General features: G+C 62.5%; 19 protein-coding genes. 9 read left to right on the top strand and 10 right to left on the bottom strand.

Translation table 11 applies throughout. The annotated features are described in order from the left end of the window. Positions 1 to 39 precede the first annotated feature (39 nt). Both JOE27_RS21835 and JOE27_RS21830 read left to right on the top strand, forming a co-directional pair. Positions 40 to 585 carry a PadR family transcriptional regulator gene (locus JOE27_RS21835; RefSeq protein ID WP_039603315.1) on the top strand — a complete coding sequence of 182 codons (546 nt, stop codon included), beginning with the start codon at positions 40 to 42 and terminating at the stop codon, positions 583 to 585. After that, a complete protein-coding gene (locus JOE27_RS21830; RefSeq protein ID WP_204919879.1) occupies positions 578 to 1,336 on the top strand; it encodes a siderophore-interacting protein in 759 nt (252 codons plus the stop codon). The genes JOE27_RS21835 and JOE27_RS21830 overlap by 8 nt, the downstream gene beginning before the upstream one ends. Before the next feature lie 9 nt (positions 1,337 to 1,345). Here the strand turns inward: JOE27_RS21830 and JOE27_RS21825 are convergent, their stop codons facing one another. Continuing rightward, complete coding sequence (locus tag JOE27_RS21825; RefSeq protein ID WP_115273704.1) at positions 1,346 to 2,026, bottom strand: Pr6Pr family membrane protein; 681 nt, start codon at positions 2,024 to 2,026, stop codon at positions 1,346 to 1,348. A gap of 1 nt (position 2,027) precedes the next feature. Next, positions 2,028 to 2,249, bottom strand: a complete 222-nt coding sequence (locus tag JOE27_RS21820; protein ID WP_046787783.1) for a VF530 family protein — start codon at positions 2,247 to 2,249, stop codon at positions 2,028 to 2,030. Positions 2,250 to 2,418: 169 nt separating this feature from the next. Here JOE27_RS21820 and JOE27_RS21815 point away from each other — a divergent pair, with 169 nt between their 5' ends. The 7 genes from JOE27_RS21815 to cmoB all read left to right on the top strand — a co-directional run bounded on the left by JOE27_RS21815 (position 2,419) and on the right by cmoB (position 13,308). Next, positions 2,419 to 4,464 (top strand): TonB-dependent receptor, encoded by a 2,046-nt coding sequence (locus JOE27_RS21815; RefSeq protein ID WP_204919877.1) that lies wholly within the window; start codon positions 2,419 to 2,421, stop codon positions 4,462 to 4,464. Positions 4,465 to 4,679: 215 nt separating this feature from the next. Continuing rightward, positions 4,680 to 6,026 (top strand): carbohydrate porin, encoded by a 1,347-nt coding sequence (locus JOE27_RS21810; protein ID WP_119688354.1) that lies wholly within the window; start codon positions 4,680 to 4,682, stop codon positions 6,024 to 6,026. A 28-nt stretch (positions 6,027 to 6,054) separates the two neighbouring features. Next, positions 6,055 to 8,466, top strand: a complete 2,412-nt coding sequence (locus JOE27_RS21805; protein WP_115273701.1) for a glucose/quinate/shikimate family membrane-bound PQQ-dependent dehydrogenase — start codon at positions 6,055 to 6,057, stop codon at positions 8,464 to 8,466. A gap of 134 nt (positions 8,467 to 8,600) precedes the next feature. After that, positions 8,601 to 11,021, top strand: coding sequence for an endopeptidase La (lon, locus tag JOE27_RS21800; RefSeq protein WP_046787787.1), 2,421 nt, complete (start codon positions 8,601 to 8,603; stop codon positions 11,019 to 11,021). Positions 11,022 to 11,129: 108 nt separating this feature from the next. Next, on the top strand, positions 11,130 to 11,522 hold the full coding sequence (locus tag JOE27_RS21795; protein ID WP_046787788.1) for a protease inhibitor I42 family protein: 393 nt from the start codon (positions 11,130 to 11,132) through the stop codon (positions 11,520 to 11,522). 89 nt (positions 11,523 to 11,611) lie between these two features. Continuing rightward, a complete protein-coding gene (gene cmoA / locus JOE27_RS21790) occupies positions 11,612 to 12,355 on the top strand; it encodes a carboxy-S-adenosyl-L-methionine synthase CmoA (RefSeq protein WP_046787789.1) in 744 nt (247 codons plus the stop codon). Beyond that, complete coding sequence (gene cmoB, locus JOE27_RS21785) at positions 12,352 to 13,308, top strand: tRNA 5-methoxyuridine(34)/uridine 5-oxyacetic acid(34) synthase CmoB (protein WP_204919875.1); 957 nt, start codon at positions 12,352 to 12,354, stop codon at positions 13,306 to 13,308. The genes cmoA and cmoB overlap by 4 nt, the downstream gene beginning before the upstream one ends. Before the next feature lie 147 nt (positions 13,309 to 13,455). Here cmoB and pdxJ read toward each other — a convergent pair whose 3' ends face one another. The 8 genes from pdxJ to JOE27_RS21745 form a co-directional block, all read right to left on the bottom strand. Beyond that, a complete protein-coding gene (pdxJ, locus tag JOE27_RS21780) occupies positions 13,456 to 14,196 on the bottom strand; it encodes a pyridoxine 5'-phosphate synthase (protein ID WP_204919873.1) in 741 nt (246 codons plus the stop codon). Between the two features lie 43 nt (positions 14,197 to 14,239). Next, positions 14,240 to 14,923, bottom strand: coding sequence for a DNA repair protein RecO (recO, locus tag JOE27_RS21775; RefSeq protein WP_012312994.1), 684 nt, complete (start codon positions 14,921 to 14,923; stop codon positions 14,240 to 14,242). 53 nt (positions 14,924 to 14,976) lie between these two features. Then, positions 14,977 to 15,879, bottom strand: coding sequence for a GTPase Era (gene era, locus JOE27_RS21770; RefSeq protein WP_046787792.1), 903 nt, complete (start codon positions 15,877 to 15,879; stop codon positions 14,977 to 14,979). Further along, positions 15,872 to 16,561, bottom strand: coding sequence for a ribonuclease III (gene rnc, locus JOE27_RS21765; protein ID WP_012312992.1), 690 nt, complete (start codon positions 16,559 to 16,561; stop codon positions 15,872 to 15,874). Before rnc ends, era begins: the two co-directional genes overlap by 8 nt. Before the next feature lie 161 nt (positions 16,562 to 16,722). After that, the gene (lepB, locus tag JOE27_RS21760) at positions 16,723 to 17,577 is read right to left on the bottom strand and encodes a signal peptidase I (RefSeq protein WP_012312991.1); all 855 of its coding nucleotides are present in this window, start codon (positions 17,575 to 17,577) and stop codon (positions 16,723 to 16,725) included. 5 nt (positions 17,578 to 17,582) lie between these two features. Beyond that, positions 17,583 to 19,382: a translation elongation factor 4 gene (gene lepA / locus JOE27_RS21755; protein ID WP_046787795.1), complete on the bottom strand. Its 1,800-nt coding sequence runs from the start codon at positions 19,380 to 19,382 to the stop codon at positions 17,583 to 17,585. Positions 19,383 to 19,564: 182 nt separating this feature from the next. Then, positions 19,565 to 21,004: a DegQ family serine endoprotease gene (locus JOE27_RS21750; RefSeq protein ID WP_046787796.1), complete on the bottom strand. Its 1,440-nt coding sequence runs from the start codon at positions 21,002 to 21,004 to the stop codon at positions 19,565 to 19,567. Positions 21,005 to 21,180: 176 nt separating this feature from the next. Next, complete coding sequence (locus JOE27_RS21745; RefSeq protein ID WP_115273696.1) at positions 21,181 to 22,146, bottom strand: MucB/RseB C-terminal domain-containing protein; 966 nt, start codon at positions 22,144 to 22,146, stop codon at positions 21,181 to 21,183. Positions 22,147 to 22,153 lie beyond the last annotated feature (7 nt).

The following is a 22,153-nucleotide window of genomic DNA, read 5'->3' as shown; positions in this document are numbered from 1 at the left end:
TATCTTACGATATATCTAAACACACGGAGCCTCGCTGCCATGCGTGAACATTCCGCCCACGACCCCTTCGAACGCCGCCCCGGCCGGGGTGAACGCGGTCCAAGGGTATTCGCCCCCGGCGACCTCAAGCTGTTGATGCTGTCGCTGCTGGCCGAGCAACCTGGCCACGGCTATGACCTGATCCGCCAGATCGAGAACTTGTTCGATGGCAGCTACACGCCCAGCCCCGGGGTTATCTACCCCACCCTCAACTTTCTCGAGGAAGCAGAGCTGATCAGCGGCCAGGTGCAAGGCAGCAAACGCCTCTACGCCATTACCCAGGCCGGCCGCACCGCCCTGGCTGATCAAGCCGTGGCCCTGGACGGCGTGCGCATGCGCATTGAAGTCAGCAAGCGCGCCCTGCGTGGCCACGACCGCCCGCCAGAAATTCACGAAGCGGTCGGCAACCTGCGCCATGCCCTGCACATGCACAGCGGCCGCTGGACAGCGGAAGAAATCGAACGGGTCCGCACCCTGCTCAACGACACTGCCAAGGCCATCGCCGCCGGGCCGGCCGCCCCTGCCACGGAGAACCTCCATGAGTGACACCATCCACCGCGTCAATCACGAAATCCGCCAGCGCCGCCTGCAGGTACTGCGGGTTACCGACCTCACCCCACGCATGCGCCGCATCACCCTCAAAGGCGCCGAGCTGGAAGGCTTCACCAGCCTGGGCAGTGACGACCACATCAAGCTGCTGTTCGCCGAAACAGCCGAACAACAACAGGCCATCGACGCCCGCAATATGGGCCGCGACGGCGGCGCGCGGCCTACCATGCGCGAATACACGCCGCGGCGCATCGACCTGGTCAATCATGAACTGGACATCGATTTCGTCCTGCATGGCGATGGCCCTGCATCAACCTGGGCTGCACAGGCTGCACCGGGGCAGACGCTGAACATTGCCGGGCCACGGGCTTCGATGGTGGTCCCGGATATCTTCGACAGCTACCTGCTCATTGGTGACGAAACAGCCATTCCGGCCATCGGGCGACGCCTTGAAGAACTGCCAGCAGGCCGGCGGGTGCTGGCGGTCATCCAGATCGAGGATGAGCAGGAGCGCCAACCTCTGCCGAGCAAGGCTGAAATGGAAGTCATCTGGGTGAAGCGGGATGAGGATTTACTGGCGCTGGTGCAGGGGTTGAACTTGCCTGAGGGCAAGCTGTACAGCTGGGTGGCACTGGAGAAATCGCTGACCCGGCAGGCCAAGGCGCTGCTGCTGGAGAAAGGTGCGCCGGAAGATGCCCTCAAAGCGGCTGCCTACTGGCGGGCAGAAGGGACAGCGGACGACGAGTGATGTGCGTCGTCAGGCCCGGTCCTTTCGCGGTTTCACCCGCGAAGGGGCCTGCACAGGCCGAGCAAGCCGCCGCCCGCGCCAGCGATCGAGCCCAAGCAGTACCAGCGCAATTGCCCAGAACCCCGCCAGTACGCCCAAGGCATTGAGCATGACCTGCCCGTAGCCAAGGCTTGCAACGTCGATGAACGGATACGGGTAGACCCCGATCTCACTCCCCCGCCACAGTGCGTAGCCGAAATACACCGCCGGGTACAGCGCCCACGGCCCCAGGTGCCAGAGCCGCAAATGCCCCTTGGGCACGGCGAACCACCAGTACGCAATGTACAGTGCCGGCATCACGTCGTGCAGCAGTTCGTCCGCCAGCCATTGCCACCCCTCGGGTTGCCACAGATGCCGCAGCAACACGCTGTAGGCCAGCGCCACCAGCACGATGCTGGCGGCCACGGCGGAACTTACCGAGGGCGACAGGAAGAAGCGCTTGGCGCCTGATTCCCTGCCGAACGCCGCATAGCTGAGCACCGTCGCCACCAAGGTATTGGTCAACACCGTGAAATAGCCGAACACATTGATCAGCCCGCCGATCAGGCTCGCCGCTTCCTGCCAGCGCGCCAGCAGCACCAGGTACACCTGCACAGCCAGGCCCAGCCAGCCAAGCACTGCAGCCAGGGTCAGCCAGGGATGACGCGGCATCTCAGGCGTTGCGCTGCAGTTTCACGTAGAGCTGCTCGACTTTTTCCCGGGCCCAGGGCGTCTTGCGCAGGAAGGTCAGGCTCGACTTGATGGTCGGGTTGCTCTTGAAGCAGCGCACATCCACGCGCTCGGCCAGGCCCTGCCATTGGTAGTGCGCCACCAGCTCGGTGAGGATCTGCTCGAGGGTCTTGCCGTGCAGCGCGTTGTGGTTGGCCGTGCTCATGCCAGTACTCCCGCGGATAAAAAGATGCGCACATTACACGAGTGTAGTGATGAAGGGGGCGCGGCACCGTCAATACAAAAACCGCTGGCAAACGCTGAAACCTCTGTGCTGAAATAGTGATGTTATACAGTAACAATATAAAAGACTCTGCCAAGGACCGTCACTTTCCATGTTGTACTCTCCCCTACGCCTCTCTCCCCTCGCCGTCGCCCTCTGGCTCGCTTCATCACCCAGCCAGGCCGTGGAACTCGAACCCCAGGTCATCACCGCCAACCCACTGGGCAACCGCGAGCTGGCTGCCCCCAGCACCGTGCTCGAAGGCGACGACCTGCTGCAGCAACAGCACGGCAGCCTGGGCGAAACCCTCAACAAACAGCCCGGCGTCGCCTCCACCTGGTTTGGCCCCGGCGCCAGCCGCCCGGTGATTCGCGGCCTGGACGGTGACCGTATCCGCATCCTGCGTAACGGCGTCGGCGCTCTCGACGCCTCGGCGCTGTCGTACGACCATGCCGTGCCACTGGACCCGGTCACCGTCGAGCGCGTCGAAATCGTCCGTGGCCCCGCCGCCTTGCTCTACGGCGGCAACGCCATCGGCGGGGTGGTCAATACCTTCGACAACCGCATCCCCGACGCGCCCATCGAGGGCATTCACGGTGCCGGCGAACTGCGTTACGGCGGTGCCGATACCACGCGCAGCAGTGCCGGCAAGCTGGAAGCCGGTGACGGCACCTTCGCCCTGCACCTGGATGCCAACAGCCGCCAGTTCAACGACCTGCGCATCCCAGGCTACGCCCGCAGCTCGAAGGTGCGCGACGCTGATGAGCCCGGCAGCAAGCACCGCCTGGAAAACAGCGACGGACGCCAGGATGGCGGCGCAGTGGGCGGGTCCTACCACTGGGATCACGGCTATGCGGGCCTGTCCTACAGCCGCTACGACAGTAACTACGGCTCGGTGGCCGAGTCCGGCGTGCGCCTGGACATGAAGCAGGATCACTACGGCTTCGCCTCCGAACTGCGTGACCTCGAGGGTCCCTTCAGCTCGGTCAAGGTCGATGCCGGTTACACCGATTACCAGCACAGCGAAATCGAAGAAGGCGAAGTGCACACCACCTTCAAGAACAAGGGCTATGAGGCGCGTATCGAGGCCAGGCACCAACCGATCGGCCCGCTGGAAGGCTTGATCGGCGCCCAGGTCAGCCGCAATGAATTCTCGGCACTGGGTGAAGAAGCCTTCGTGCCGCACACCGATACCGATAGCCTGGCGTTGTTCATGCTTGAGCAATGGCAGGCCACCGAGCGCCTCGACCTGAGCCTGGGTGCGCGCCTGGAACACACCCGCGTCGACCCGGATGCCAAAGGCAACGAAAACTTCGTCGATGCCGACAGCGCCAGCAGCTTCAATGCCTTGAGCCTGTCTTCGGGGGCGGTGTACCAACTCGACCCGGTCTGGGCGCTCGCTGCCAACGTCGGTTACACCGAACGTGCCCCGACCTTCTACGAGCTGTACGCCAACGGCGCCCACGTCGCCACCGGGGCTTATGAAGTCGGTGATGCCAGCCTGAACAAGGAAAAAGCCATCTCCGCCGACCTGGCCCTGCGCTTCGACAATGGCACCCACAAGGGCAGCGTCGGGGTGTTCTACAGCCATTTTCGCAACTACATCGGCCTGATCGGCACGGGCAACATGCGAGAGGGCCATGACCACGACCATGGCGACGATGATCATGGCCACGATCACGACGACGGCGGGTTCCCTGAGTACCAGTACCAGGGCGTGCGGGCGCGTTTCTACGGCATCGAGGCCCAGGATCGCTGGCAGTTGGTCGAGAACCGCTACGGCAGTTTCGCCCTCGAGCTTTCGGGCGACTACACCCGGGCCAAGAACCTCGACAGTGGCGAGCCGCTGCCGCGCATTGCGCCTTTGCGGCTGAACAGCGGACTGGTCTGGGAGCTGGACCGTTGGCAGGCACGCGTTGATGTGCAGCATGCCGCGTCGCAGCATCGCAAGCCGGCGAATGAGACCAGCACCGATGGTTACACCACCCTGGGAGCGAGTGTGGGTTATCGCTTCGATATCGGCCAGAGCCAGTGGCTGGCGTTCGTGCGCGGTGAGAACCTGACGGATCAGACCGTGCGTTACGCCAGCTCGATTCTGCGCGATATCGCACCGGCGCCGGGGCGTAGTGTGGAAGTAGGCCTGCGCACGACCTTCTGATCTTCAAGGGGCGCTGTGCGCCCCATTCCCGCACTGTTACCGTGGGCGTAACAATCAACTGCGACAATTTGTCTTTTTTTCTTACAACTTCCCCTATATCCTCCCCGCCGCAAGCTGAATCGCTTCACTCACCTTTCCTGTCGCCATTTCCATCGAAGAGCTCGCTCATCGGTGCGTTTGCCGTTTTTTCGACAATCAAAAGATAGCGCTATCTCATGTTCTTACTGCCCAACATTCGCTACACCGGCACCGCCCTGATTGCCTTGGCCGCCTGTTTTTCGTCCACCACCAGCGCCAGTGAAATGTTCGCCAGCGACTCACCGTGGATGCTTGGTGACTGGGGCGGCACCCGCAGCGAGCTGCTGGAAAAAGGCTACGACTTCACCCTTGGCTACACCGGCGAGATGGGCAGCAACCTACACGGCGGTTACGACCACGACCGCACCGCGCGTTACAGCGACCAGTTCACCTTTGGCAGCCACCTGGACCTGGAAAAGATCCTGGGCTGGCAAGACACCGAACTGCAGCTGACCATCACCGAACGCCACGGGGACAACATCAGCAACGACCGCATCAACGACCCGCGGGTCGGCGGCTTCACTTCGGCCCAGGAAGTCTGGGGCCGAGGTGAAACCTGGCGGCTGACCCAGATGTGGATCAGGCAGAAATACTTCGATGGCGCCCTGGACGTGAAATTCGGCCGCTTCGGTGAAGGCGAGGACTTCAACAGTTTCCCCTGCGACTTCCAGAACCTGGCCTTCTGCGGCTCGCAGGTGGGCAACTGGGTCGGGGGCATCTGGTACAACTGGCCGGTCAGCCAGTGGGCGCTACGTGTGCGCTACAACATAAACGACGCCCTCTATGCTCAGGTCGGGGTGTTCGAGCAGAACCCCTCCAACCTCGAATCCGGCAACGGTTTCAAACTCAGCGGCAGCGGTACCCAGGGTGCGGTAATGCCGATCGAACTGGTGTGGAGCCCGCGGGTCAATGGCCTGAAAGGGGAATATCGCGCCGGGTACTACTACAGTAATGCCAAGGCACAGGATGTTCTGAAGGACAGCAACGGCCAGCCGGCCGCCATCAGTGGCGCCACCTACCGTAGCAGTTCGAGCAAGCACGGCCTGTGGATCGGCGCCCAGCAGCAGGTTACCTCGCTGGCCACTGACCAGTCGCGCGGCCTGAGCCTGTTCGCCAACGCCACAATGCACGACAAGAAGACCAATGCCATCGACAACTATGTGCAGGCAGGACTGGTATACAAGGGCCCCTTCGATGCCCGCGCCAAGGACGACATCGGTTTCGCCCTCGCCCGCGTGCACGTCAACCCCGCCTACCGCAAGAACGCCCGCCTGGCCAACCAGGCGGCCGGCCTCGACGACTACGACAATCCGGGTTTCCTGCCCGTGCAGGACACCGAGTACAGCGCTGAACTCTATTACGGCATTCACCTGGCCGACTGGCTCACGGTGCGCCCGAACCTGCAGTACATCCGCCATCCGGGCGGGGTGTCGCAGGTGGACGACGCCCTGATCGGCGGCCTGAAGATCCAAAGCACTTTCTGACAACCCTTCACCTAACGGAGAACATACGATGAGCACTGACGGTGCCAAGAATGGAAGCCGCTGGCTACCGCGCCTGATGGGCGTACTGCTGCTATTGATGGGCCTGGCCTTGCTGGCGGGCGGCATCAAGCTCAGCCAGCTCGGCGGGTCGCTGTATTACCTGATCGCCGGTATCGGCTTTGCCGTTTCGGGCGCACTGCTGCTGGCTCAGCGCCGACTTGCCCTGGGCCTGTACGGCCTGGTGCTGCTGGGCAGCACGGCATGGGCACTGCTGGAAGTGGGCCTGGACTGGTGGCAACTGGTACCACGCCTGGCCATCTGGTTCGCCATCGGCGTTGTGCTGCTGCTGCCTTGGGCACGCCGCCCGCTGACCGGCCCGGGCAACAAGGCCAATACCGCCCTGCTCAGCATTGCCGTGATCGCCTCTGGCGCTTGCGCGCTGGGCAGCCAGTTCACCCACCCGGGCGAAGTGTTTGGCGAACTGGGCCGCGACAACAGCGAAATGGGCAGTGCTGCACCGGCCATGCCCGACGGCGACTGGCAAGCCTATGGCCGCACCGAGCATGGTGACCGTTATTCGCCGCTGCGCCAGATCACCCCGCAGAATGCCTACCGCCTGGAAGAAGCCTGGCGCATCCGCACCGGTGACCTGCCAACGGACAACGACCCGGTCGAGTTGACCAACGAAAACACCCCGCTGAAGGCCAACGGCATGCTCTATGCCTGCACCGCCCACAGCAAGGTGCTGGCCCTGGACCCGGACACCGGTGCCGAGATCTGGCGCTACGACCCGCAGATCAAGACCCCGGTGGGTACGTTCAAGGGCTTCGCCCACATGACCTGCCGCGGCGTTTCGTACTATGACGAGAACAACTACGTCAGCCGCGACGGCAGCCCGGCACCGAAAGTCTCCGACGCAGGCCAAGCCGTGGCCCAAGCCTGCCCGCGCCGCCTCTACCTGCCGACTGCCGACGCCCGCCTGATCGCCATCAATGCCGACAACGGCAAGGTCTGCGAAGGCTTCGCCAACCAGGGCGCGATCGACCTGACCACCGGTATCGGCCCGTTCACCGCCGGCGGTTATTACTCCACCTCGCCGGTGGCGGTCACCCGCAGCCTGGTGATCATCGGCGGCCATGTCACCGACAACGAGTCGACCAACGAGCCTTCCGGCGTGATCCGCGCCTATGACGTGCACGATGGCCGCCTGGTCTGGAACTGGGACAGCAACAACCCCGAAGATACCCAGCCACTGGCCCCTGGCAAGACCTACAGCCGCAACTCGGCCAACATGTGGTCGCTGGCCAGCGTCGATGAAGACCTGGGCATGGTCTACCTGCCGCTGGGCAACCAGACACCCGACCAGTATGGCGCCAACCGTACCCCGGGTGCGGAGAAGTACAGCGCAGGCGTGGTCGCCCTGGACCTTGCTACCGGCAAGGCGCGCTGGAACTACCAGTTCACCCACCACGACCTGTGGGACATGGACGTTGGCAGCCAGCCCACCCTGGTTCATCTGAAGACCAAGGAAGGCGTCAAGCCTGCGATCATCGTACCGACCAAGCAGGGCAGCCTGTACGTGCTCGACCGCCGCGACGGTACCCCCATCGTGCCGATCCGCGAGATCCCGGTACCGCAAGGTGCGGTCAAGGGTGACCACACTGCACCGACCCAGGCCCGCTCCGACCTCAATCTGCTCGGCCCGGACCTGACCGAACAGGCCATGTGGGGTGCCACACCGTTCGACCAGATGCTGTGCCGCATCCAGTTCCGCGAACTGCGCTATGAGGGCCAGTACACCCCGCCGTCCGAGCAAGGCTCGCTGGTCTACCCAGGCAACGTGGGTGTGTTCAACTGGGGCGGCGTCTCGGTCGACCCGGTGCGCCAACTGCTGTTCACCTCGCCCAACTACATGGCCTTCGTGTCGAAGATGGTGCCGCGCGAACAGGTTGCCGCCGGCAGCAAGCGCGAAAGCGAAACCAGCGGCGTGCAGCCCAACACCGGCGCGCCTTACGCCGTGATCATGCACCCGTTCATGTCGCCGCTGGGCGTGCCGTGCCAGGCACCGGCCTGGGGTTACGTGGCGGCCATCGACCTGTTCACCAACAAAGTGGTGTGGAAGCGCAAGAACGGCACCACCCGTGACAGCACGCCGATACCGATCGGCATGCCGGTAGGCGTGCCGAGCATGGGCGGCTCGATCGTCACTGCCGGTGGTGTCGGCTTCCTCAGCGGCACTCTGGACCAGTACCTGCGTGCTTATGACGTGAACAATGGCAAGGAGCTGTGGAAAGCCCGCCTGCCAGCGGGCGGCCAAGCCACGCCGATGACCTACACCGGCAAGGACGGCAAGCAGTACGTGCTGATCGTCGCCGGCGGCCACGGTTCGCTGGGCACCAAAATGGGCGATTACATCATCGCTTACAAACTCGCCGACTAAGCGGCAAGCTACAAGCGAAAGCGGGGTCTGCGAGGTCCCGCTTTTTTCTTGCGGCTTGAAGCTTGCAGCTTGAAGCTTGAAACCCATTCCCCCGCGCCCCATCTAAGCACCATAGCCATTCACGCAGGTGCCCCATGAGCGACCAGCAGGATTTTCCGGAACAACCCGACGAAAACAGCGAAATCGAACACCTTGATGGTCAGGCCCAAACCGGCCACGCCCTCGCCCTGCCCGGCCAGCAATTGCCGGACAAGGTCTACGTGATTCCGATCCACAACCGCCCGTTCTTCCCAGCACAAGTACTGCCGGTCATCGTCAACGAAGAGCCTTGGGCCGAAACCCTCGACCTGGTGGCCAAGACACCGGACCACTGCCTGGCCCTGTTCTTCATGGACACCCCTCCCGAAGACCACCGCCATTTCGACACTGCGGCCTTGCCGGAGTACGGCACCCTGGTCAAGGTGCACCATGCCAGCCGCGAAAACGGCAAGCTGCAGTTCGTCGCCCAGGGCCTGACCCGTGTACGCATCCGCACCTGGCTCAAGCACCATCGCCCGCCTTATCTGGTCGAAGTCGAATACCCACGCCAGCCAAGCGAGCCGACCGACGAGGTCAAGGCCTACGGCATGGCCCTGATCAATGCGATCAAGGAACTACTGCCGCTCAACCCGCTGTACAGCGAGGAGCTGAAGAACTACCTCAACCGCTTCAGTCCCAACGACCCATCGCCACTGACCGACTTTGCCGCCGCACTTACCTCGGCCACCGGCAACCAGTTGCAGGAAGTGCTCGATTGCGTGCCCATGCTCAAGCGTATGGAAAAGGTCCTGCCGATGCTGCGCAAAGAGGTCGAAGTCGCGCGCCTGCAGAATGAGATATCCGCCGAGGTCAACCGGCAGATCGGCGAGCACCAGCGCGAATTCTTCCTCAAGGAACAGCTCAAGGTCATCCAGCAGGAGCTTGGCCTGACCAAGGACGACCGCAGTGCCGACCTCGAACAGTTCCAACAGCGCCTGCAAGGCAAGACCCTGCCGGAGCAGGCAAAAAAGCGCATCGATGAAGAAATGGCCAAGCTGGCCATTCTTGAAACCGGCTCCCCCGAATACGCCGTCACCCGCAACTACCTGGATTGGGCCAGTGCGCTGCCCTGGGGTGTGTATGGCAAGGACAAGCTCGACCTCAAGCATGCGCGCAAGGTGCTCGACCAGCATCACGCGGGCCTCGATGACATCAAGGAACGCATCCTGGAGTTCCTCGCCGTGGGCGCCTGGAAGGGCGAGATCAGTGGTTCGATCGTGCTGCTGGTGGGCCCGCCAGGCGTGGGCAAGACCAGCATCGGTAAGTCCATCGCCGAATCGCTTGGGCGCCCGTTCTACCGGTTCAGCGTCGGCGGCATGCGCGACGAGGCCGAGATCAAGGGGCACCGGCGCACCTACATCGGCGCCCAACCAGGCAAGCTGGTGCAGGCGCTGAAGGATGTCGAGGTGATGAACCCGGTGATCATGCTCGACGAAATCGACAAGATGGGCCAGAGCTACCAGGGCGACCCGGCCTCGGCGCTGCTGGAAACCCTGGACCCCGAACAGAACGTCGACTTCCTCGACCATTACCTGGACCTGCGCCTGGACCTGTCCAAGGTGCTGTTCGTGTGTACCGCCAACACGCTGGACTCGATCCCCGGCCCTCTGCTCGACCGTATGGAAGTGATCCGCCTGTCCGGCTACATCACCGAAGAGAAACTGGCCATCGCCAAGCGTCACCTGTGGCCCAAACAGCTGGCAAAGGCCGGCGTGGCCAAGACCAGCCTGGCCATCAGCGATAGCGCCCTGCGCGCCGTGATCGAGGGCTATGCCCGCGAAGCCGGCGTACGCCAGCTGGAAAAACAGCTGGGCAAACTGGTGCGCAAGGCCGTGGTCAAGCTCTTGGAAGCCCCGGATGCCAAGCTCAAGATCGGCACCAAAGACCTGGAGGCCGCACTCGGCATACCCGTGTTCCGCAGTGAACAGGTGCTGGCAGGCAAAGGCGTGATTACCGGCCTTGCCTGGACCAGCATGGGTGGCGCGACATTACCGATCGAGGCAACCCGCATCCACACGCTCAATCGCGGCTTCAAGCTCACCGGCAAGCTGGGTGACGTGATGAAGGAATCTGCCGAGATCGCCTACAGCTACGTCAGCTCCAACCTCAAGCAATTTGGTGGTGATCCGGCTTTCTTCAACGAAGCCTTCATTCACCTGCACGTGCCAGAAGGTGCCACGCCCAAGGATGGGCCGAGCGCCGGTATCACCATGGCCAGCGCACTGCTGTCGCTGGCCCGTGACCAGGCACCGAAAAAAGGGGTGGCCATGACCGGCGAGCTGACCCTCACCGGCCAGGTACTGCCGATTGGTGGTGTGCGCGAGAAGGTCATCGCAGCGCGGCGGCAGAAGATTTTCGAACTGATCCTGCCCGAGCCCAACCGCGGGGACTTCGAAGAATTGCCTGAGTACTTGCGTGAAGGGCTGACCGTGCACTTTGCCAAGCGCTTTGCCGACGTGGCTAAAGTGCTGTTCTGACCCGCAACGCCCTCATCGCCGGCAAGCCGGCGATGAGGCCGGCACTGATAGCACAAAACCCATCTATCATCGGTTATCCTCAGGCCTTCGCCAGCCTCTGGAGCTACCATGACTGTCCCTCGTCTGCTCGTTCCCCTGAGCCTCGTCCTGCTTACCGCCTGCGCCCAGCAGCCCAGGCAAACCGTCGAACTGGACGCTGAAAGCGAATGCCCCAAGCGCATGCAGGTCGGCCAGGCGCTCACCCTGACCCTGCCCAGCAACCCCTCCACCGGCTACCGCTGGCTGGTGCAGAACCCGGCCTCGAACATCTTGCGCAGCCTCGGCCCCGAGGTCTACAGCGCCCCCGAGGAAGCCGGCATCGTCGGCAGCGCGGGCATTTCCACCTGGCGCTTCGAAGCCCGTGCCGCAGGCGAAGGCCATCTGGTGCTGGTCTATCAGCAGCCCTGGGCCCCGGAAGTTCGGCCTGTACAGACCTTCGACTGCGCGGTGCAGGTCAACTGAACGCACAGCGCTGGTCAGCCGACCATGCATCCTTGGCGCGGTTTGGCTAGAATGCCGGCCCTGCCAATTGTCAGCCGCCTGGATTCACCGTGAGCAAACAACCCGACCGCCTTTTCGCCCAGCCTCTGGAGCAAGTTCCCGACTTCGTGTTCAACGAAGACGTGGTGCGCGTGTTCCCGGACATGATCAAGCGCTCGGTGCCCGGTTACCCGACCATCGTCGAGAACCTTGGTGTGCTCGCGGCGCGCTTCGCCCAGCCCGATACCGCCCTGTATGACCTCGGCGCGTCCCTTGGCGCCGTTACCCAGTCGCTGCGCCGCCATGTGCGCAGCGAGGGCTGCCGGGTGATCGCGGTGGACAACTCCGCGGCCATGGTCGAACGTTGCCGCCAGTACCTCACCGCGCAGGACTCGATGTTCCAGGAACTGCTGCCGGTTCAGGTACTGGACGCCGACATCCTGGCCCTGCCCTTCGAGCCTGCCTCGGTGGTGGCGATGAACTTCACCCTGCAGTTCATCGCCCCTGAACAGCGCCTGGCGTTGCTCGGCCGCATCCGTCAGGCATTGCTGCCCGGTGGCGCGCTGATCCTCTCGGAGAAACTGCATTTCGCCGATGACCAGGAGCAGACCCTGCTCAATGAACTGCACCTGGACTTCAAGCGTGCCAATGGCTACAGCGAACTGGAAATCGCCCAGAAGCGCAGCGCCATCGAGAACGTGATGAAACCCGACACCCTGCACACCCACACCGAGCGCCTGCGCGCGGCGGGTTTCAGCAAGGTGGTGCCTTGGTTCCAATGCCTTAATTTCGCCTCGCTGATAGCCCTGCCATGATCGATCTGTCCCCCCTCGTCCGCCGCCTGGCGGGCACCCCACTGGCTTTATGGTCGCAAGGCCTGCAAGCACAACTTCAAGCCAAGCTGGAGAAAGGCCACGGCGATCTCGAGCGCTGGCGCGGTGCGCTGGACGCCTTGCCGGCACTGCAGCCAAGCGAAATCGACCTGGCCGACGGCCTGCGTCTGGACTGTGACTGCGACGACGCCACCCGCGCGCAGATGCGCCAGGCCCTGATGGGCCTGGCGCCCTGGCGCAAAGGGCCGTTCGACCTGTTCGGCGTGCATGTCGACACTGAGTGGCGCTCGGACTGGAAGTGGTCGCGCGTGGCACCGCACCTGGACCTGCAGGGCAAGCGTGTGCTCGATGTCGGTTGCGGCAACGGCTATTACCAATGGCGCATGCTCGGTGCAGGCGCCGACATGGTCATCGGGGTTGACCCCAACTGGCTGTTCTTCTGCCAGTTCCAGGCCGTGCAGCGGTACCTGCCCGACTTGCCGGCCTGGCACCTGCCGTTTGCGCTGGAGGAACTGCCAGCCAGCCTGGAAGGTTTCGACACGGTGTTTTCCATGGGGGTGTTCTACCATCGCCGCTCCCCCATCGAGCACCTGCTGGCGCTCAAGGACTGCCTGGTCAAAGGGGGGGAGCTGGTACTGGAGACGCTGGTGGTCGAGGGCGACGAGCAGCAGGTACTGGTGCCTGAAGACCGCTACGCGCAGATGCGCAATGTCTGGTATCTGCCGTCGGTCCCGGCGCTGGAGCGCTGGTTGCGCCGTGCGGGTTTCAGCGATGTGCGCTGCGTGGATGTCAGTGTGACCAGCGTCGAGGAGCAGCGCAGCACCGAATGGATGCGCTACCAGTCGCTGGGGGACTTCCTCGACCCGAACGACCATAGCAAGACCATCGAGGGGTTGCCCGCCCCACGCCGCGCAACGCTGTTAGCACGCAAATGAAAAGACCCCACCGGGACTGCGCAGCTCTTGAGGCCTGCGCTGTACCTGTGGGAGCCGGCTTGCCGGCGATGGGCCGCAAAGCGGCCCCAAATCGCATAACTGAATGGCATTAACCCATGGGCCGCCTGCGTACAGCAGCGCAGATGATCAGCGCGAAGCTGCGACGATCAGCGCTTTCATCTCTGCCACCGCCGCCTTGAAACCTACGAACAGCGCATGGGCCACCAAGGCATGGCCAATGTTCAATTCATTGATGCCCTTGATTGCCGCCACCGCCTCGACGTTGTGGTAATGCAGGCCATGGCCGGCATTGACAATCAGCCCCTGAGCAACGCCAAAAGCGACGCCATCGACGATCCGCTTGAGCTCCTCGGCAACTTCAGTCGGCGTTTGGGCATCAGCATAACGGCCGGTGTGCAGCTCGATGGCAGGGGCACCCACGCGGCGGGAGGCTTCGATCTGCCGCTCGTCGGCGTCGATGAACAGCGACACTTCAGCACCAGTGCGCGACAGGCGCTCTACCGCAGCCTTGATGCGTGCCTCCTGCCCAGCCACATCGAGGCCGCCCTCGGTGGTCAGTTCCTGGCGTGTTTCAGGTACCAGACAGATATGCGCCGGGCGAATGTTTTCGGCGAACACCATCATCTCTTCAGTGACGCCCATCTCGAAGTTCATGCGGGTTTGCAGCACGTCCTTGAGCAGCACCACATCGCGCTCCTGGATGTGCCGGCGGTCTTCGCGCAAGTGCACGGTGATGCCATCGGCGCCTGCTTCCTCGGCATCCAGCGCAGCCTTGACCGGGTCCGGATAGCGTGTGCCGCGGGCCTGGCGCAAGGTAGCCACGTGGTCGATGTTGACGCCGAGAAGCATGCGGTTGCTGTGAGTCACGAAAGGCTCTCCTGAAGATTTAGCCCCACAGCATACGACGAGCTCAGCGCTTGCGAAACAGTTCCCGGCTGACCAGCGGTTTTGGCCCCAGATGGACCGCCAACGCCTGACGCATCAGGCGCTTGGCCGCGAGCAGCGCACCAGGTGCATCCCAGTCGGCCTGGGCGAGGGCCAACAGTTCGGCGCCATTGAACAAGCCAGGCTGAACCAGGTAAACGCGTTCAAGGCCGGCATCGACCTGCAAGCGGTACAGCCCGTCGGCCTCGATCGGCTCGTCGCTGACGTCGTGGTCAAGCGCAAAGGCGTAACCCAGGTCTTCCAGCAGCCGCCATTCGAAGGAACGCAGCAGTGGCTCCAGCGGGCGCCCGGCGGCCAGGGCCTGCAAGGTCAGAGCGTAGTGCTCGAACAGTTCCGGTTGTGGTGCTTCGGCAGGTAGCAGGCGCATCAGCAGTTCATTGAGGTAGAGGCCGCTGAACAGTGCATCGCCGTGCAGCCAGGCCGCGATGCCCATGCTGTCCAGGCGCCCGACGTTTTTTAGCTCACTGCGGCCGCGCAGTTCCACTTCCAGCGGCACGAACGGCCGCACCAGGCTGCCACCCTTGCCCCTTGCACGGCGCAACACCGCGCGCACGCGCCCCTGCGGCGTGAAGAAGTCCACCAGCGCGCTGGTTTCCTTGTAGGCACGGCTGTGCAGCACGTAGGCCGGCTGGCCGACAGGTTGTTCCATGAAGTGTGGCCTGAAAGCAGAGCGGCCCGGAGAGATCCGGGCCGCTGGAGGGGTTACAGGTCGCCGTAGCCCAGCGAGCGCAGTGCACGCTCGTCATCGGACCAGCCGCCTTTGACCTTGACCCAGAGGTTGAGCATGACCTTGGCGTCGAACAGGGTTTCCATGTCCTTGCGCGCGTCGGAGCCAATGCGCTTGATGCGCTCGCCCTTGTCGCCAATGATGATCTTCTTCTGGCCGTCACGCTCCACCAGGATCAACGCATGGATGTGCAGCACATGGCCCTGCTGCTTGAACTCCTCGATCTCCACGGTGATCTGGTACGGCAATTCCGCACCCAGCTGGCGCATGATTTTCTCGCGCACCAGTTCAGCGGCCAGGAAGCGGCTGCTGCGGTCGGTGATCTGGTCTTCCGGGAAGAAGTGATCATTCTCCGGCAGGTGCTTGGCAATCAGCGCCTCGAGCGCGTCCAGATTGTGCCCCTGCTGGGCAGAGATGGGTACGACCTCGGCATTGGGCAGTTGCTCCTGCAGCCACTGCAGGTGCGGGATCAGCTCGGCTTTTTCGTCCATGCGGTCGGTTTTGTTGACTGCAATGATCAGCGGGCCGGTCACGTACTGAACGCGTTCGAGCACCAGTTGGTCCTCATCGGTCCAGCGCGTACGGTCGACCACGAAAATCACCACATCGACGTCCTTCAGGGCCGCCGAGGCATTGCGGTTCATGTAGCGGTTCAAGGCCTTGTCGTTGGCCTTGTGCATGCCGGGGGTGTCGACGTAGATGGCCTGCACATCACCCTCGGTCTTGATGCCCAGCATGTTGTGGCGGGTAGTCTGTGGCTTGCGCGAGGTGATCGCCAGCTTCTGGCCGAGGATATGGTTGAGCAAGGTCGACTTGCCCACGTTGGGGCGGCCGACGATGGCCACGTAACCGCAGCGGGTCGGATTGTTCTCAGTCATTGCCATTCTCCACGCCCAGGGCGATCAATGCGGCGGCGGCGGCGACTTGCTCGGCAATACGCCGGCTCACGCCCTGGCCACGGCTCTTGTTGTTCAGCAGCACCACTTCGCATTCGACGAAGAAGGTACGGCAGTGCGGTTCGCCCTGGATGTCCACCACCTCGTAGCGAGGCAGCTCACAGCTACGCGACTGCAGAAACTCCTGCAGGCGTGTTTTCGGGTCTTTGTTGGTGTCGACAAGGGTCAGGCTTTCGAACTCGTCGGTCAGCCAGGCCAGCACGCGCTCGCGGGCGGTCTGCATGTCGGCATCAAGGTAGATGGCGCCGATCAGGGCTTCGAGGGCATCGGCCAGGATCGACTCGCGGCGGAAACCGCCGCTCTTGAGCTCACCGGAGCCCAGGCGCAGGTACTCACCCAGGTCGAAACCGCGGGCCAGCCGGGCCAGGGTTTCGCCCTTGACCAAGCGCGCACGCAAGCGCGACAGCTGGCCTTCGCGGGCCTGCGGGAAGCGCTCGAACAGCGCCTCGCCGGCCACGAAGTTCAGAATGGCATCGCCGAGAAACTCCAGGCGCTCATTGTTGCGCCCGGCGTAGCTGCGATGGGTCAGGGCCAGCACCATCTGGTCCTGGTCTTTGAAGGTGTAACCGAGCTTGCGCTCGAGACGGGCAAGGGAAGCACTCATGCAGCCACCCGTTGGTTGTTCAACGCGTTGTTCAAATCAACATCCTGAAAGACTGTTTGGCTGTGGCCCGTCGCGGCGAGCGACGAATCTCTCGATCCCTGAGAACACAGCCTATGTCAGAAATGCATTCGGCGCTGTCTGCTGGACAGCGCCGAAGGGTATCAATGGATCAGGCCGACCCGCGACAGGTTGGGCAAGTGGCTGAGCTTGGGCTCTGGCCAGCTCATCCAGACCGCGAAGGCCTTGCCGACGATGTTCCGGTCCGGAACCATGCCGTGCAGTTCCTTGGGAATGTTCGGGTCATCCCAGTAACGGCTGTCGTTGGAGTTGTCGCGGTTGTCGCCCATCATGAAGTAATGGCCGGCCGGCACGGTCCACTGCTGGTCCGGCGGCATGCGATAACGGGTCATTTCCTTGCGGATCAGGTGCTCGGCTTCGCCGAGTTTTTCCTTGAACAGTTCGGCGCTGCCCAAGGTACCTGGCTCGGCGCCAACCAGTTGCTCGGCAACCGGCTGGCCATTGACGAACAGCCGCTTGTCGCTGGTGTAGCGGATCTGGTCGCCAGGCAGGCCCACCACACGCTTGATGTAATTGACGTTCGGGTCGCTTGGGTAGCGGAACACCATCACATCACCGCGTTGCGGGTCACCCACCTCGATGACCTTCTTGTCGATCACCGGCAGGCGAATGCCGTACGAGAACTTGTTCACCAGGATGAAATCGCCCACTTCCAGGGTCGGTTTCATCGACCCCGAAGGGATCTGGAACGGCTCTACCAGGAACGAGCGCAGCACCAGTACGATGAACAGCACCGGGAAGAACGACTTGCCGTACTCGACCAGCAGCGGTTCCTTGTTCAGGCGCTCGACCACGGCCATTTCTGGCTGGGTGACGCTACCTTGGTAGTTGGCGACTGCCGCCCGCCGGCGCGGGGCCAGGAACAGCAGGTCGATCAAGCCCAACAGACCGCAAACGGCTACGGCGATGACTAGCAACAGCGGGAAATTTAGCGACATAGGACCTAGCTATCCAACCTGAGCACGGCGAGGAAGGCTTCTTGTGGAATCTCCACGTTGCCCACCTGTTTCATGCGTTTCTTACCGGCCTTCTGCTTCTCCAGCAGCTTTTTCTTACGGCTGACGTCACCACCGTAGCACTTGGCCAGTACGTTCTTTCTGAGCGCCTTGACGGTTGTCCGCGCGATGATCTGGCCGCCAATGGCTGCCTGGATCGCCACATCGAACATCTGCCGAGGGATCAGTTCCTTCATCTTCTCGGTCAACGCACGGCCTTTATAGGCCGCGTTGTCGCGGTGCACGATCAATGCCAGGGCATCGACCTTGTCGCCGTTGATCAGTACATCCAGCTTGACCAGGTTGGCCGACTGGTAGCGATCGAAATGATAGTCCAGCGAAGCATAGCCGCGGCTGGTCGACTTCAGGCGGTCGAAGAAGTCCAGCACCACTTCGTTCATCGGCATGTCATAACGCACCTGCACCTGGCTGCCGAGGAACTGCATGTCGCGCTGTACGCCACGCTTCTCGATGCACAGGGTGATGACGTTGCCCAGATGCTCCTGCGGCACCAGGATGGTCGCGGTGACGATCGGCTCGCGGAAGTCCGTGACAGCCGAAACATCAGGCAGCTTCGACGGGTTGTCGACAACGATGGTTTCGCCGGTCTTGAGTTCCAGCTCGTAGATCACGCTCGGAGCCGTGGTGATCAGGTCCAGGTCGTATTCGCGCTCCAGGCGCTCCTGGATGATCTCCATGTGCAGCATGCCCAGGAAGCCGCAACGGAAGCCGAAGCCCAGTGCATCGGAGCTTTCGGGCATGTATTGCAGCGACGAGTCGTTCAGGGTCAGCTTCTGCAGGGCGTCGCGGAAGTCCTCGAAATCGTCGGAGCTGACCGGGAACAGGCCGGCATAAACCTGCGGCTGGATCTTCTTGAAACCGGCCAGCATTTCGACCTCGGGAGTCGAGGACAAGGTCAGGGTGTCACCGACCGGCGCACCATGGATGTCCTTGATGCTGGCAATGATGAAGCCTACTTCACCGGCTTTCAGATCAGCGGTCTGGGTATGTTTCGGGGTGAAGACACCCACGCTGTCGACCAGGTGCACCTTGCCGGTGGACTTGACCAGGATCTTGTCGCCCTTCTTGACGCGGCCCTGACGCACGCGCACCAACGAAACCACGCCCAGGTAGTTGTCGAACCAGGAGTCGATGATCAACGCCTGCAGCGGGGCATCGATCTCGCCCACAGGCGCGGGAATGGTGTGGACCAGGCGCTCGAGCACCTCGTCGACGCCCATGCCGCTCTTGGCACTGCACGCCACCGCGTCGGTAGCATCGATGCCGATGATCTTCTCGATCTCGTCCTTGACCCGATCAGGGTCGGCCTGAGGCAGGTCCATCTTGTTCAGGACCGGCATGACCTCAAGGCCCTGCTCGATGGCGGTATAGCAGTTGGCCACCGACTGGGCTTCGACACCCTGGCCGGCGTCCACCACCAGCAGCGCACCTTCACAGGCCGCCAGCGAACGCGAGACTTCATAGGTGAAGTCGACGTGGCCGGGCGTATCGATGAAGTTCAGCTGGTAGGTCTTGCCGTCCTGCGCCTTGTAGTGAAGCGTGACGCTGTGGGCCTTGATGGTGATCCCGCGTTCGCGCTCCAGGTCCATGGAATCCAGAACCTGAGCTTCCATTTCGCGTGCCGACAGGCCACCGCACATCTGGATGAAACGGTCGGCCAGCGTCGACTTGCCATGGTCGATGTGGGCGATGATGGAGAAATTGCGGATATGACTCAAATCACTCACGGGTCAACACTCGAAAAGGCTGCGAGCCGGACGCCCGCCGAAAAATAGCCGGGAATTGTACCTCAACCAGCAGGGATATGGGAGATTCCTCTGACGCACGATACAGGCTGACTCCCGCCAAGAATTGTGAACTCTCATGAAAAAGGGCAGCCGAAGCTGCCCTTTGCCACTGGCAAGCCGGCTTATTCGGCAAGCTTGAAGGTGATGAAGCTCGCCCGGCCCTGGCGCAGCACGCGCATGGATACCGAACGGTTCTTCGGCAGGTCCTTGGCAATTTCGGTGAACTGCTTGGCCGAGGCGATCGCCTGGTTGTTCAAGTGGCTGATAACGTCACCCGGACGCAGGCCAATCATGGCTGCCGGGCCATCCTGGACTTCTTTGATGACGACGCCACCCTTGAGCTCCAGCGATTTCTTCTGCTCGGCGGTCAGGTCAGAGACGGAAACACCCAGGCGGTTGCTGCTGCGCTCTGCACTGCCATCGGCACCCGTACCAGTACCGATATCGGCATCGTCATCAGGCATCGCACCAATGGTCACATCCAGGTTCTGGCGCTTGCCATTACGGATGATCTCAAGCTTGGCCTTGGCGCCAGCCTTCAGGGTGCCTACCAGATGCGGCAGGTCGGCCGACATGACGATCGGCTGGCCGTTCATGCTCAGGATCACGTCGCCCACCTGCAGGCCGCTCTTGGCTGCCGGGCCATCTTCAAGCACCTGCGCCACCAGGGCACCGGCCGGCTTGTCGAGGCCGAAGGATTCAGCCAGGTCCTTGTTGACTTCCTGAATGACCACGCCCAGCCAGCCGCGGCTGACCTTGCCGTCCTTCTTCAACTGGTTGGAGACATCGATCGCGACATCGATCGGGATGGCGAACGACAGGCCCATGAAACCGCCCGAACGGGTGAAGATCTGCGAGTTGATACCCACTACTTCGCCATTCATGTTGAACAGCGGCCCGCCGGAGTTGCCTGGGTTGATGGCCACGTCGGTCTGAATGAAGGGCACGTAGGTGTCATTGGGCAGGGTGCGGCCTTTGGCGCTGACGATCCCTTTGGTCACCGAATGATCGAAACCGAACGGCGAACCGATGGCCAGCACCCACTCACCTACCTTGAGCTTCTCGGAGTCGCCCAGTTTGACGGTGGGCAGGTTCTTGCCGTCGACCTTGAGCAGGGCCACATCGGTGCGCGGGTCGGTGCCGACCAGTTTGGCCTGCAGCTCGCTGCGATCGGACAGACGGACGATGATCTCGTCGGCATCGGCAACCACGTGATTGTTGGTCAGCACATAACCGTCACTGGAAATGATGAAGCCTGAGCCCAGCGACTGGGCCTCGCGCTGGCGGTCACCGCGGGGCGAACGCGGCTGTTGCGGCATGTTGCGCTCGAAGAACTCGCGGAACATCGGCGGCAAGCCTTCGAGGTCCGGCATCTGACCGGCAGCGACACGGCGGTCAGGCAGCTTTTGCTTGGTACTGATGTTGACGACGGCCGGCGAGGCCTGCTCGACCAAGGTGGTGAAGTCCGGCAGGGCCTCCTCGGCCTGGGCGGTCAGCACCTGGCCAAGCATCAGCACGGCGGCGAACATCGATAGGTAGGATTTCAAGCGTGGTATTGACATACGGCTCCCGTCACAACGAGCGTAGTTAGCGTAAGACCGCCTGCAAAAGCAGGAAAGGCCAGACTCCAAGAAGCCTGACCTATAGAAAATTTACAGATGGATTGCAAATGACAATGCTTTAATTTCATTTCAGCCGCATGTCCGTGCGCCTTGGCATGAGCCGAAAAAGGGCGCCATTACTGACGCGCCTGAGCATCCTGTGGGCGCATCGACAATGCGACGCGTTCTGCAGTACCTAATGGAATTTCGCCGACCACAGTGACCATCACCTTACCCTTGGGCGTGTTAAGGCGACGTGAAACGGCCGAAGTAGGGCCTAGCTGAGTACGCACATCAGCGCTGGCATCTTCCGTGACCAGCTCCAGAAACACCGAGAAGCGTGCCAGGCCATCGTCATACATGAGGCTGCTGATGGTGCTATCGCCAGAAGGGTCACGCCGTACGGTACTGTTGATCAGCTCGAAACCCGGTGGCAGCCAGTCCGAGCGCCAGCCTGCAACGGCTTCGGTCTTGGGGCGGGCCACACGCTCTACCGGTTTGCAGGCGGCACTGGCCTTCAAATCGGCATCGGTAGGCAGGTCATCGGTATCAAGGCGCGTCATCTGGAAGCGCTCGAGCAACTGCCCCTTGTCGTTGAGCATCAACGAGCGTAGCGGCAGGCCGGTTTTGCTGTCCAGGTGCATTTCAAATGCGTAGCGGTGCTGGTCGCGCGGAGTAAGCGTGACAATGACCGCGTCGCGCCCGGCGACCCGTGCCTTGCCCGCTACAGCCAAATCGTACCAGCTCATCAGTTTGAGGGGGTCGAGCATGCGCGGCGCGGCATCGGGCAAGTTGCTCACGCCACTGGCCAATGCACCACTGACGCATTGCACCTTGCCGTCCACCCGCACGATTTCCTGGGCGGCACCGTCAAGCTGGAGCAATCGCTCGCTGACCTTGCCGTCCTGAACCCGATGCCAGATGTCGTGGGATGAGAAGCTGCCGTTTCGTTCGTAAACGAAGGAGCCCTGATAACTCTGCCTTTGTTCGGCCTGTGCCAGCTTGTTCAACCATTCGCTTGCCTGGGGCGACGAATTGGCTGCCAACGCCGGCACCGTCATGCAACTGCCTACAAGCAGTGACAGGAGAGGTAGCGCGCGCATGATCCTC

Source organism: Pseudomonas sp. M5 (assembly GCF_016907075.1).
In the GTDB taxonomy this organism is placed as follows: domain Bacteria; phylum Pseudomonadota; class Gammaproteobacteria; order Pseudomonadales; family Pseudomonadaceae; genus Aquipseudomonas; species Aquipseudomonas putida_E.
Note: the sequence above shows the minus strand (reverse complement) of the source record. Positions and strands in the feature narration are given on the sequence as shown.